Annotated in this window: 14 protein-coding genes; 5 read left to right on the forward strand and 9 right to left on the reverse strand. The window is 38.9% G+C overall.

The annotated features are described in order from the left end of the window. Positions 1–161 precede the first annotated feature (161 nt). Positions 162–1,349 (forward strand): MFS transporter, encoded by a 1,188-nt coding sequence (locus QZR70_RS06610; RefSeq protein ID WP_295793978.1) that lies wholly within the window; start codon positions 162–164, stop codon positions 1,347–1,349. Between the two features lie 68 nt (positions 1,350–1,417). Here QZR70_RS06610 and QZR70_RS06615 read toward each other — a convergent pair whose 3' ends face one another. The 5 genes from QZR70_RS06615 to QZR70_RS06635 form a co-directional block, all read right to left on the reverse strand. Then, complete coding sequence (locus QZR70_RS06615) at positions 1,418–1,876, reverse strand: hypothetical protein (protein ID WP_295793979.1); 459 nt, start codon at positions 1,874–1,876, stop codon at positions 1,418–1,420. An 886-nt stretch (positions 1,877–2,762) separates the two neighbouring features. Continuing rightward, entirely contained in the window at positions 2,763–4,010 is a 1,248-nt protein-coding gene (locus QZR70_RS06620) for a serine dehydratase subunit alpha family protein (protein WP_295802787.1), read from the reverse strand. 1 nt (position 4,011) lies between these two features. After that, positions 4,012–4,383, reverse strand: a complete 372-nt coding sequence (locus tag QZR70_RS06625) for a RidA family protein (protein ID WP_295783750.1) — start codon at positions 4,381–4,383, stop codon at positions 4,012–4,014. Positions 4,384–4,499: 116 nt separating this feature from the next. Further along, positions 4,500–5,276, reverse strand: a complete 777-nt coding sequence (locus QZR70_RS06630; RefSeq protein ID WP_295793982.1) for a hypothetical protein — start codon at positions 5,274–5,276, stop codon at positions 4,500–4,502. A 1-nt stretch (position 5,277) separates the two neighbouring features. Further along, complete coding sequence (locus QZR70_RS06635; RefSeq protein ID WP_295793984.1) at positions 5,278–6,222, reverse strand: hypothetical protein; 945 nt, start codon at positions 6,220–6,222, stop codon at positions 5,278–5,280. 240 nt (positions 6,223–6,462) lie between these two features. Here QZR70_RS06635 and menA point away from each other — a divergent pair, with 240 nt between their 5' ends. Beyond that, positions 6,463–7,359: a 1,4-dihydroxy-2-naphthoate octaprenyltransferase gene (gene menA / locus QZR70_RS06640; protein ID WP_295793987.1), complete on the forward strand. Its 897-nt coding sequence runs from the start codon at positions 6,463–6,465 to the stop codon at positions 7,357–7,359. 219 nt (positions 7,360–7,578) lie between these two features. Next, positions 7,579–8,400 (forward strand): MetQ/NlpA family ABC transporter substrate-binding protein, encoded by an 822-nt coding sequence (locus tag QZR70_RS06645; RefSeq protein ID WP_227721550.1) that lies wholly within the window; start codon positions 7,579–7,581, stop codon positions 8,398–8,400. 42 nt (positions 8,401–8,442) lie between these two features. Here QZR70_RS06645 and QZR70_RS06650 read toward each other — a convergent pair whose 3' ends face one another. Genes QZR70_RS06650 through QZR70_RS06665 form a run of 4 tightly spaced genes read right to left on the reverse strand, consistent with a single transcriptional unit; the run spans position 8,443 to position 11,531 of the window. Next, positions 8,443–8,859: a cytidine deaminase gene (locus tag QZR70_RS06650; RefSeq protein ID WP_295793989.1), complete on the reverse strand. Its 417-nt coding sequence runs from the start codon at positions 8,857–8,859 to the stop codon at positions 8,443–8,445. 10 nt (positions 8,860–8,869) lie between these two features. Beyond that, positions 8,870–10,171: a pyrimidine-nucleoside phosphorylase gene (locus tag QZR70_RS06655; RefSeq protein WP_295793992.1), complete on the reverse strand. Its 1,302-nt coding sequence runs from the start codon at positions 10,169–10,171 to the stop codon at positions 8,870–8,872. Between the two features lie 53 nt (positions 10,172–10,224). Then, on the reverse strand, positions 10,225–10,887 hold the full coding sequence (gene deoC / locus QZR70_RS06660) for a deoxyribose-phosphate aldolase (RefSeq protein ID WP_295793994.1): 663 nt from the start codon (positions 10,885–10,887) through the stop codon (positions 10,225–10,227). Positions 10,888–10,901: 14 nt separating this feature from the next. Beyond that, positions 10,902–11,531 (reverse strand): 3'-5' exonuclease, encoded by a 630-nt coding sequence (locus tag QZR70_RS06665; protein ID WP_295793997.1) that lies wholly within the window; start codon positions 11,529–11,531, stop codon positions 10,902–10,904. Between the two features lie 203 nt (positions 11,532–11,734). Here QZR70_RS06665 and pyrF point away from each other — a divergent pair, with 203 nt between their 5' ends. After that, entirely contained in the window at positions 11,735–12,454 is a 720-nt protein-coding gene (pyrF, locus tag QZR70_RS06670; protein WP_287512102.1) for an orotidine-5'-phosphate decarboxylase, read from the forward strand. Beyond that, positions 12,451–13,038, forward strand: coding sequence for an orotate phosphoribosyltransferase (gene pyrE / locus QZR70_RS06675; protein ID WP_295793999.1), 588 nt, complete (start codon positions 12,451–12,453; stop codon positions 13,036–13,038). Before pyrF ends, pyrE begins: the two co-directional genes overlap by 4 nt. The last annotated feature ends 161 nt before the right edge of the window (positions 13,039–13,199 follow it).

The following is a 13,199-nucleotide window of genomic DNA, read 5'->3' on the forward strand; positions in this document are numbered from 1 at the left end:
GACCGATATTGGTGTTGTTTACCAAAGGACGGTACATTGCGCACTCGAAATGCGGTAGGTCGGGCAACCGGCGCGGGGGTTCAAATCCCTCCTCCTCTGCCAACTAAACTATATAAAGCGCTAACCATGGTTAGCGCTTTTTTTGCAAAGAGGCCACTACTATGAAAAAATATTACCCGTATCTGATCACAGTGAGTCATATGATTAACGATTCCTGTCAAAGTGTGTTACCTGCCCTCTTGCCACTGTTCATTTATACCTATGGACTAAGCTTGGAACAAGCAGGTTTCCTTATCTTAGCTAATACAGCATTATCGTCATTATTACAGCCATTACTAGGCTATATTTCAGACAAGATCAATCAACCGCGGCTCATTGCCTTCGGCGTTTTATTATCTGCTTGTAGTACAGGTATGATGGGCTTTGTTACCTCTTATGAAAGCCTCCTCGTTTGTGCCACATTAGCGGGCGTTGGCTCTTCCATCTTCCATCCTGAAGGCGCAAAGATTATGAACCGTCTCGGTGGAGGCAAGAAAGGGAAGGCCATGGGCACCTTTGCTATTGGCGGCAGCTCGGGCTTCGCCTTTGGTCCACTCTTTGCAGGTGCCATTGCTTATACAGTGGGTCCACATGGCTTAGCGGCTTTCACCGTAGTAGGTATTATTATATCTACTATATTGTTCGTACTAATGCCTCGCATCGTAGCGCATGCGCGTACCATCGATCAAGCAATAGCTACAGAAAATCCGGCTGTAGCCGCAAAACCACTAAAAAACTATTGGAAATACTTTGGTATCTTGTTCATTATCATCCTAAGCCAGTCGGTAAACTTCCGCGTTATCAATGCATTCATTCCTATCTTCTGGACTCGTGAACTCGGTACTAGCCCAGAACAAGGCAGCTTTGCGTTAACCGTATTCTTTAGTATAGGTATCTTCATGACATACATCGGTGGCCTCTTAGGTGATAAATTTGGTCCTATAAAGATCATTAGACTATCCCTATTAGTTTGGTTACCAGCTATGTTCCTATTAACCGAAGTTCCTAATTTCTCACCAGTAATCATGCTACCTGTAGGCTATCTCCTACTACTCATGATTGGTGCTGCCAAAGCTATTAGCTATAGCCCAGTTATCGTACTAGGCCAAACCTATCTAGCTAAGAGCATTGGCTTTGCATCGGGCATCACCCTCGGTGTAAGCCAAACCATCGGTGGCGTAATTGCACCTGTAGTGGGTAACCTAGCAGATACCTACTCCCTACCAGTCGCTATGATGACACTTGTGCCATTCCTAATAGGGGGCCTTGGGGCATCATTGCTACTTAAAGATCCAAAAAAATTACAATAAACAAGAATTACAAAAGGGGCTGTAAAACAGCCCCTTTTTAGTTTTATATCTATACGATTTACAATAGCTTAAACTTTATTTTCATTTTTAATTTTAATAGTTTGATTTGGCATAACTAATACAACCATATTGATAGCATTCACAATTATAGTTTTTATATCACCTGGAAGTAATACAGAGCCTAAAAGAAGAAAGTTAAGCCCTAAATACCATTTGGGATCTCTAATCCCAATATCAACCAAACGCTTAATACCAATATATTGCATAACCATATTACAAACTATTAATACAAGGACAAATAATATAGTGCCTAATATAGAATTTATATAAGGTTCATTAAATAAATGCTTAACGTGCGGCAACACTACAAGGACAATACTCTCTATAATAAGATTATAGAAGAAAAACCACTTCCTATTTAAAGCGGAATAATCGGTTCTCCAGAAGTTACCACATTTAATAAAATTGTAAACACATAATAGAGCTAATGAACCAAAATATATTACTAAAAACATAATGATAGTCATCATTTACCTCATCCGAGATTATAAAAAACAATGCATCACCCACTTTTCCCTGGTGTGAAATAAAGCAAAAGCTGGACTAGCATCATAAGTGACATTAAATCAGGAATATACTTAGATAGTATAAGGCCCAATATAAATACAATAGGATAAAATAAAGGAGAGCACCATTTCAAATCAACAATTCTTCGCATTCCACACAAAAAGAATTGAGATACACTTATAGCACCTATAATGCAGACTATAATAGCATATAAAAGATTTCTACTGTCATATGTACTAATCTTCAAACGATAAGTTAAAAATAAACTGAACAGAACACCTATATAGGTAATAATATAGATCTTAAAAAAATCACCACGCCCCATCGGTGTCCTATAGTTCCAACCATTGATTTGATAGATACTACCAACTATTACAAATATGACTGATATAACAAGAACAAAGTACCAAATATAATTTATGAAAAACACTAAATCACCTACTTTATTTCTTTAAAGGTTGTTTACTCCTAATATATGCAACAGTCATAAAGCTTACAAACATTATGGAAAGATTTATAATTCTATAATCATTTCTATATTGAATATCATTTATCAGTAAAAGTTCAATTAAAGAAGTAATAATTAGTATGGCTGGTGCAATATAAAATAGAAATTTACTATTTATTTTGACTGGTCCTAACACTGTAGTTATTGCCATAATAATAAAAATTATTGTAAATAAGCCTAATCCCATTAACGTTCCACCTATAATTAGCTCAATATTTCATACATTATAATCTATACATTTTAAGAATAATAAAAATATAAATAATATTATATCATCATAGTATTATAAGTTAATATACAAAAAAATCCCCCGTGCGGGGGATTTTATTTTAGCTAAATTAGTGTTTTAGCATTTCATTCAAGATTACTACGTCCGTTTCTTTCATACCTTGAGCCACAGTACCGATACTGCGGATAGTATCATCAACGGAGTATGCTACAAGGCCATCGCCTTTTTGGTAGTTCTTGTTAAGGCGAGCTTGTTTATAGCCCATGAACGCGCCATCAAGGGAGATAGCAATTTTACCTGCGCAGGATGGTTTCGCGCCATCGCATACGATACCGGATAAGCTAGCAAGACCATTCACAAGAGTATTTTCGATAATATCTTTGCTATCACCTTTCAAGAAGGCAATACCAGCTACACTGACTACACCAGCAGATACAACGCCGCAATAGGCGGACAATTTACCAATGCCAGATTTAACGTAGAGCGTCAACAAGTTAGCGAAAACAAGAGCACGGTACAATTCATCATCACTTTTACCAAGTTCCTCAGCAGTTGTAATGATAGGTACAGATACAGTTAGCCCTTGGTTACCAGAGCCAGAACAAATAACTACAGGCAATGGACACCCACTCATACGCGCATCGGATCCAGCCGCTGCACGAGCTTTACATTTTGTTTCAAGAGACGGATTTTCTTCATCCAACAATAAGAGCTGTCCAATATTGGAGCCATAATCATTAGACAAACCTTCTCGAGAAATAGCAGTATTATATTCTACTTGCTGCTTGATTTGAGGAATGATGCCAGAAATATCTGCCGTTTTAGCAAATTCGTAAATGCTATCAAAGGTCATAGCATATTCTGTCTTTGCGGCTTTCTTGATTTTATTAATCGTTTCAGACACAATCTCACCATCTACAGCGACATAGGTTACATTTGTATGGTCGTTTTCAATGCGAACCACCGCCGTATGTTCATCTGTTTCTGCAGTGATTTCAATATAAAGATTATCTACGCCTTCCGCAAGTGACACTGTACAGAAGTTGGCATCTAGCAATGTGCCGAGCCATTTACGATCTTCATCTGTAGCAGATTCTAATACCTCTAGCTCACGCTCAGGGTGACCTACAATGGCACCAAGGGTAGTAGCCGCTTGAAGACCTTTTCGACCACCAGAGTTAGGAATGACTACGGATTTTACATTTTTTATAATATTCGCGCTGCATCGTGCGTGAATATGGTTAGGAAACTCATCTAAAACAGAGACTGCCTTCGCAGCCGCATAAGCCAATGCAATTGGCTCAGTGCACCCGAAGGCAGGACGCATCTCTGATTGTAACAAGGAAATATAATCCATCTTATACTTCCGCAATAAATTCCACTTCTACCAAAGCACCCAATGGAAGATCTTTTACTGCTATGCAAGAGCGAGCTGGTTTAGAAGTGAAATATTTAGCATAAACTTCGTTGAATGCTTTGAAATCGGCGATATCAGCCAAGAAACAAGTTGTTTTAATAACTTCGGAGAAGTCAGAACCTGCTTCAGCCAATACAGCATCAATGTTTTTGCATACTTGCTCAGTTTGCTCTACGATACCGCCTTCAACAATGGAACCAGTTGCAGGATTGAGTGGAATTTGTCCAGAAGCGAATAATAAACCGCCTACTACTTTAGCTTGAGAGTAAGGACCTACTGCTGCTGGTGCTTTGTCTGTGAAAATTGTTTTCATAATAATTCTCCTTTTAAATATAATAAAAAATAATATAGATTATTCTAATGCCACCATACTCACATTAGTAATTACCTTGTATATAACATACTCTGTGAAAGTATATCTATAACAAATTATTTAATAGATTTGAAGGCATTGTCAAATATCGTTTTGAAATAATCCCGTTGTACATCAGTAGTTACACCTACATATAGTACCGGTTTGCCTGGCTTCAACACAAATGCAGCATTTGCATAGAGCGGAGTTTGACCATCTCCATCCGCATATAATAAGCGAGAGCTTGCTGCATAGGTTTGATACTTAGTGCCTGCCACAGGATGCACTTGTTCTGCATTTTCTACAGTAAGCGTTCTAGGTTTTATAAGTAGTTCACCTGACCGAGTTTTAAGATTAGCATAACGTTTTGGATCATTTAAAGGGACTACAGTTGTGGTAGTTGGAATTTGCTTATTAACGGCACCTAGCACGAGTTGCTCAGTAACAGGATCAATTTGACCTTTATCAAGAGCTGCCATAGCCGCCATAAACATAGGATCATTTCTCTTATCTTTAGCCACTTGTTGTGCTATTTGTTTAACATCTACCGCTACTACATATGCATCCTTTTGACCTGTTTTATCGGCCCCTTGTAATTGGTATACATCAAAAGTAGTGCCAAAGCTTTTGAAAACATCTTCAACCATCATATTCATCGCCATATTTTTTGAAGGATTTTGTTTCATTTGCTTCTCTACAAAATCACGTGTATTTGTTTTGGATGCAGAAACAACAGTTACATTGTTAGGCACTACCATGGACCCTGCAATTGTTTGTACATCCTTAGCAAAACCTACGCCAGATACAGTACCCACTAGGCAAGCTACACAAGCCAATACTTTCAAAGATTTCATATTATTTACCTCCCTTGAGAGATTGTGTTTGATACATATGATTCAACTCATTAGCCCAATAATCATGACTAGAGTCATCAGATAATAAAAGCTGTAAAGCTACACCTTTGTCTGTAGGAACGGCATAACCAATTAAGGAATAAGTATTTCTAAAACCATCATATTTAAGGCTACCCCGTAAATCGCCTGTCACAGCCGTGCCATAACGTGTTTGAACAGGTTTATAAGCCACATGCGTTGCATCTAGGCTCACTTGTTTTGCCATAAAATCTACATAAGAGCGGAGCTCTTCTTTACTTTTAGGAGATAAGTTCTTTTCTGTGGCAAGCATTTTATCAAAGGCACCCATAATTTGAGAAGGCAACTTATCATTTATCGTTTTTAGATTTTTAGCTAATTTAGCACCTTCAATAGTATTGCTCTTCAGGCGTTGTAATTGTTGTTGAGCCTTCTCTTTAGAATAGGAATCTACATATTTAGAAATAGAGCTTTTTATTGCAGCTTTTTTTGCGTCTGGAACCTTTTCTAAAATGGTTTTATTCATACCAATTACTTGATCTATAGCATTTTTAGAATAGTCTACAACGACTAACTGACCTACATGGTGACCTTGTTTATCCGTCCCTTGCAATTGATAGACGGAAAATCCATCTAACACATCACCCTTCATAGGTTCAACTTGTACCGGTGCTTGCAATTTCATACTAGCATTAACAGCATCAACAGCCGCTTTATTTGCCATTGAAATTATTTGACTTTGCTCATTATTCCGCAGCTTTGCATCCGTAGGAACACGCATGGCCTCTACAGCCTTCACCGTAGGAGACGTACTGCCATATAAACCATAGCCTAAATCTACTGTATCCGCACATGCCACTGCGCCCATGCCAACAGTTAAGCATGTGGCACAAGCCAATGTCATCATTTTTTTGTTGAGAGCTCTCATAAGACACCTCACGATTTAACAATACATTCATATACAGATTATATTCATAATCCATATTGCATCCATAAAGATTTCAAAAAGATAATCTATACTGCATATACTAATTATTATACTATATGGAGCTGTATAACTGTATAGTCTAATTTACAACCTTTCAGTTCTGCTATACAATACTTAAATAGATATGTAAACATATGGTATGAGAAATAGAAAGGAGTGCACACATGGTGTGCTTTTATTATGATACAAGAAATAATTCCACTCACTAGGCCTCGTACATTAGTAGCTGCTTTAGGGCCTACCATTTTAGGTGCAGCCTTTAGCTATTACGCATTTGGTGCCACTCACGGTACAGGTCTTGCCATTATCCATACGGTTTTAATATTTTTAGCCGTTGTAACAGCTCAAATTGTAGCTAATTTATGGAATGAATATAAAGATTTTAAATCTGGTCTCGATGCAGGGCAAAAGGTTGGTAATGCTGGTTCTATTACGCGTGGTGCTATTACACCAGAACTCATCGTTACCATGATTAAGGTGCTCATGGTGGTACCTATTATCATCGGACTTTACCTATCTGCCACCATCACTTGGTACTATATTCCAGCAGGTTTTCTTTGCATTCTAATTAGCTTCCTCTATTCTGGTGGTCCAAAACCAATTTCCCGTACACCATTTGGGGAAATTTCCTCTGGCATCGCTATGGGGTTTGCTATCGTACTCATAACAGGCTATGCATGGACACGTGACTTATCCTCAGCATTATTGATACCTGCTATTCCATCTACATTACTAGTTGGCTCCATTATGCTCACTAATAACATTCGTGATATTAGAAATGATGAAAGCCACGGTCGACGTACGTTACCAATCGTTTTGGGTCGTGAACGCGCTCTCAGTCTGATGAGCATCACCTACCTATTCAACTTTATTTGGATCCTTGCATGGATCATCGTAGGTCACATGACATGGTTCTCCCTATTAGCCTTCTTCGCAGCACCACTAGCTTTCAAAACGCTACACACCTTAAGTACTAAAACAGATGAATACCTTCTGGACAAAGCGATGGGCACCACTGCGGGAGCAGCTATGATTTACCAAATCATGTGGTCCATAGGTTTAATTATTGGCAAATAAGTATTTACCAATACGTACATACACTACATACAATTACATAAAATAAAGAGAGATTTTCAAACTTTAACAACGTTTTATAGATGTTAGTTTGAAAATCTCTTTTTGCTATAACTTTAAGCTATGGAGAACTCGTAATAATTCCTTCTTGATAGATAGGAAATAATTTAGTACTATTAATGTAATATTTTATATGAACTAATTGTAAAAGGAGTGTGTCTAATGAGAAAATTTTTAGCATTAGCGGCTACTGTAATCCTTGGCGGTGCTTTATTGATCGCGGGTTGCGGTAACGACAACAGCAAGCAAGCTGCTAGCAATGGCAAGCAAGTATTAAAAATCGGTGCTACAGCAGTACCTCACGCAGAAATCTTGGAACAAGTTAAACCTATCTTGGCAAAAGATGGTATTGATTTACAAATCACTGAATTCACTGATTACAATACACCAAACCTTGCTTTGGGTGATAAAGAAATCGATGCAAACTTCTTCCAACATGTACCTTACATGGATGAATTCGCAAAAGCTCATAACCTCCCATTAGTATCTGCTGGTGGTGTTCATCTTGAACCAATGGGCTTATACTCCCGTCAAATCAAAGATTTGAAAGATCTACCTAAAGGCGCTAAAATCGCTATCCCTAATGACCCTACAAACGGTGGTCGTGCATTATTGTTATTGCAAAAAGAAGGTCTTATCACATTGAAAGACTCCAGCAATATCTTATCTACAGTTCAAGATATCGCTTCCAACCCTAATGGTTATCAATTCGTTGAATTAGAAGCAGCTCAAGTACCTCGTTCTCTTGACGATGTTGCTTTAGCAGCTATCAACACTAACTTTGCATTAAATGCAGGCCTTAACCCTAGTAAAGATGCATTGGCAATTGAATCCAAAGATTCCCCTTACGTAAACATCGTTACTGTACTTAAAGGTAACGAAAACGATCCTCGCATCAAAAAATTAATGGAAGCACTTCATAGCCCTGAAATCAAAAAATTCATTGAAGAAAAATACAAAGGTGCAGTTGTTCCTGCATTCTAAGGTATAAAGTAAAAGAGACCACATATGTGGTCTCTTTTTTTACTATAAGCTATCAGCACCAAATCTAAAGGGTAATAACTCATCAAGACTAACAACTCTATAATTGCCTTTTAGATTAGCCAAAATAATCTGTGGTATTTCAAATTCAGAAATCACCTGGCGACAAGCGCCACAAGGTGCACAAGGTCCTTCCGTATCAGCAACTACGGCGAGGGCCTTAAATTTTGTATGCCCTTCTGATACAGCTTTAAATATAGCAGTTCGTTCTGCACAGTTCGTTAAGCCATAGGAAGCATTTTCTATATTACAGCCTTCATAGATACTCCCATCCTCACATACAAGGGCTGCACCTACGCCAAAATGGGAGTACGGACTATAGGTTTTCTCTCGAGCTGCTATAGCACGATCAATAAGCTTTTGAATTTCCTGTTCTGTCATATGAGTTTCCCTTTCTATCATATGGATCTCCTCATTCCACCATATCAAGAATTGTATCCACCACAATTGGTGCAGTTTCACCAAAGGTTATGGCCTCTAAATATGTTTGACTAGCATTGGCGAGCAAGCTTTCATCGGAAGCATACAAGGTAGCTATACTTTCACCTGTTCGAACAGTATCACCTGTTTTCTTGTGCATTATGATGCCCGCACTATAATCGATAGGGCCATCCTTAACTGTACGTCCTGCTCCAAGCATAACCGATGCAATACCACATTGCTCGGTGTTCATATGCGTAATATAACCGTCTTGAGGCGCTGTAACATCATAGGTGAATTTTCCGATTGCTAATAAGCTTTCATCATCAAGAACACGACTATCTCCACCTTGAGCATCAATCATCATACGCAATCGATCTAAGGCAGCACCAGAGTTGAGTGCCTCTTGTACACGGCTGAGGGCAGTTTCATAGTCGCATATATGGCTCAATACGAGCATATGGGCAGCCATAATAAGACATTCATGTGTTAAATCCTCTGGGCCATGACCTTTCAACGTATCAATAACCTCGCGAATTTCCAAAGCATTACCAATGGCATGACCTAATGGTCTATCCATATCGGTTAAAACAGCCTTAACAGAGCGGCCATTTTCCGTACCAATATCTACCATTGCTTTAGCCAATGCACGAGCATCGTCTAAGGTTTTCATAAAGGCCCCACTGCCAACCTTTACGTCTAGCAAGATAGCTTGTGCTCCAGAAGCTAATTTTTTACTCATAACAGAGGATGCAATCAATGGAATACTATCTACAGTGCCTGTTACGTCTCGCAAGGCATAGAGTTTTTTATCTGCTGGTGCCAAACCTTCAGATTGACCGATTACAGCTAGGCCTATTGTATTGACTTGATTAATAAAGGCTTCTTGGTCCAAGGATACCTTTAGGTTTGGTATAGATTCCATCTTGTCGATGGTACCACCCGTATGACCAAGACCACGGCCCGACATTTTCGCCACCTTGCCGCCACAAGCAGCCACCAAAGGCCCTATGATAAGGGTTGTCTTATCCCCTACACCGCCGGTACTATGTTTATCTACTGTTATACCATTGATATTGGACAAATCTACCATGTGCCCCGATTGTGCCATCGCTAATGTCAATGTGCCTAGTTCACGAGCATTCATCCCATTAAATACAATGGTCATCAACAAAGCACTCACTTGATAGTCTGGAATTTCGCCATTCACATAGCCAGAGATAACAAAGTGAATTTCCTCATCTGTTAATGGTAAATTAGAACGTTTTTTTAGAATAATATCATACATGCGCATGGTTATACCGCCATTCTAAGAAACCACCTAAGCACTGCCTAGGTGGTTTTCTATTACACTTCTTCGTCTAAATGATCTTTGAGTAGTTCTACTGCTGCACTGGCGCCAATACGGCTACAACCTTCTGCAATATAGGCTTTCATATCAGAGATAGAACGAACACCACCGGCAGCCTTAATTTTTACATTAGGGCCGATGTGTTTCTTAAAGAGTTGAATATCTTCAATACTAGCCCCACTGCTACCAAAACCTGTAGATGTTTTGATATAGTCGGCTCCACCCTCTGTAACACATTTACAGAGAGCTACCTTTTCAGAATCCGTTAGATAGCACGTTTCGATGATAACCTTTAAAATTTTATCTCCACAAGCCTCTTTAAGTGACTTAATTTCACCAGTAACGGATTCAAAATCACCTTGTTTTACATTGCCTAGATTTATGACCATATCAATTTCAGAGGCCCCTTCCGAAAGGGCTTGTTTTGTTTCAGCTACCTTCACCTCTGTCGTTTCATAGCCTAAAGGGAAACCAATAACAGTGCAAACATTGAGGTCTGGGTACGATTCATGGGCAGAAGCCACAAAATCTGGTGGAATGCAAACAGATGCCGTCTTATAGGCTACACCGGCTTCACAAATTTCTTTAATATCATCCCATGTAGCTGTAGGACGTAATAGTGTGTGATCCACATAAGATAATAATTCTTTGCCTAACATAGTGTCTCTCCTTACTAAAAGAACGACATTTGCTCTGGCTCAGGTTCTTTATGTAAAGCCTCTTGAGCAGCGCGATTTTTGTCATCAATAAATGGTTCTAGTGGTACACCTGTAGCCTTCAACAAATCTGGCAAGCTATTAACGCCCTTAGCCTTAGCCGCCTCTAACACAACCTTAGCACATGTTTCCGCATCATCTAATGCGTAGTGATGTTTAAACTCAACCCCCATGTATGCAGCCATTGTGTTTAGCTTATGGTTTACTAAATCTGGCCATACAGCACGTGAAAGTTTTACAGTACATGCATAATCTAGCTCTGGCCAAGGAATTTTATAGTAATCCAGTGTAGCACGCAATACATTCATATCGAATTTTGCGTTGTGAGCTACCATGATATTACCTTTTAAATGATTTTCGTAGATTGCATTCCACAATTGATCAAAGGTTTTCTCATGGATAACATCCTTTGGTTGAATACCATGAATTTCAATACATTCATCATCAAAACTCATGAACGGTGGTTTGATAAGGCTATACGCCTTTTTGGTAATCTGTCCATCCTTTACGGTAATAACCGCTAAGGAGCACGCACTATTTTTAAATTTATTAGCTGTTTCAAAGTCTAATGCAACAAAATCTAACATAGGACTCCTTTCAAATCTATATGTTTTTTAATTTATATATAAGAATTGTATTCATTTTCTCCATTTATTATAGCATGAAACACTCTATAATCTACTATTCAACGGTGACTATTAGTCACCTCTTTCACATCAAATTTAATTGACAGATAGGCCCTCTGTATGTGAAAATTATTTAGATATATATGTAGTATGGAGGTTGCAAGATGGCAGATGACAGATTAATCGTTGCCCTTGATGTATCCACTATGGATGCGATGAAAGAAACCGTAACAGCCCTTGGTGATGCGGTTAGCTTTTACAAGGTCGGCATGGAGCTATTCTACGCCGAAGGAGAGCAAACAGTTCGCTATTTACAAGAGCAAAACAAACAAGTATTTCTTGATTTGAAATTGCATGATATTCCTAATACAGTAGCACATGGCGTATCTTCCCTAACACGTTTAGGTGCTAACTTGATCACTATGCATGGTCAAGGTGGTCCTGTTATGATGAAAGCTGCTGTAAAAGCTGCTCGTGAAACAGCTGAACAATTAGGTGTTGAACGTACAAAATTATTGGCAATCACTGTATTAACTAGCTTTGATGATGAAGCTTGGACTGCAACTGGTGGTCAATTACCGATTTCCGACCAAGTTATTCGTTTAGCAAAGCTTGCTAAAGAATGTGGCATGGATGGCGTTGTATGTTCCGCATTAGAGGCTAAGATGATTCGTGAAGCATGTGGTGATGATTTCCTCATCGTAACACCTGGTATTCGCCCATCCTTTGCAGCAACAGACGACCAAAAACGTATTGCTACACCTGCTAGTGCATTACAAGATGGCGCATCTCGCCTCGTTATTGGCCGCCCTATTACACAGGCTGAAAACCCTCGTGAAGCAGTTCGTTTAATTATTGAAGAAATGGAGAATGTATCCAAATGATGACAGAACAAGAAGTAAAACAATTACTTATCGACACTCAAGCTATTTTAGAAGGTCACTTCCTTTTGACATCTGGACTCCACAGCCCAATGTACGTTGAAAAATTCAATGTATTGCAACATCCTAAATACACTGAAACGCTTTGTAAAGAATTAGCTGAACGCTTCCGCAATCAAAATGTAGAACTCGTTATCGGACCTATGACTGGTGGTATCTTACTAGCTCACGAAGTAGGTAAAGCTCTTGGTACACGCGCTATCTTCACAGAACGTGAAAAAGGTGTTATGACATTGCGCCGTGGCTTCAAAATCGAACCAGGTACACGCGTGCTTATCGTTGAAGACATCGTAACTACTGGTGGTTCTGTACAAGAGGTAGTAAATGTTGTAAACCAATCTGGTGGTGAAATCGTAGGGGTAGGTTTACTCGTTAACCGTTCTGGTGGTAAAGCAGAATTCGGCGTACCTCATGAAAAAGTACAAGCATTGCTTAACCTTGAAGTTCCTACATACAAACCTGAAGAATGCCCTCTTTGCAAAGACGGCGTAGCTATGACAGAACGTGGTTCTAAACACATCAAATAAAATGACTAAAGACCTATGCATATGCATAGGTCTTTTCTTTTAAATATATAAGTCAATAAAAATATTCCCAATCTATCAAATATAATCAACATTTATAAATAGATATAAAAAGAGCTCCTTCACTGAGGAGCTCTTTTTGTTTGTGTGTAGTTATTGTGTGT

This window comes from uncultured Veillonella sp. (genome assembly GCF_900545205.1).
Classification (GTDB): domain Bacteria; phylum Bacillota; class Negativicutes; order Veillonellales; family Veillonellaceae; genus Veillonella.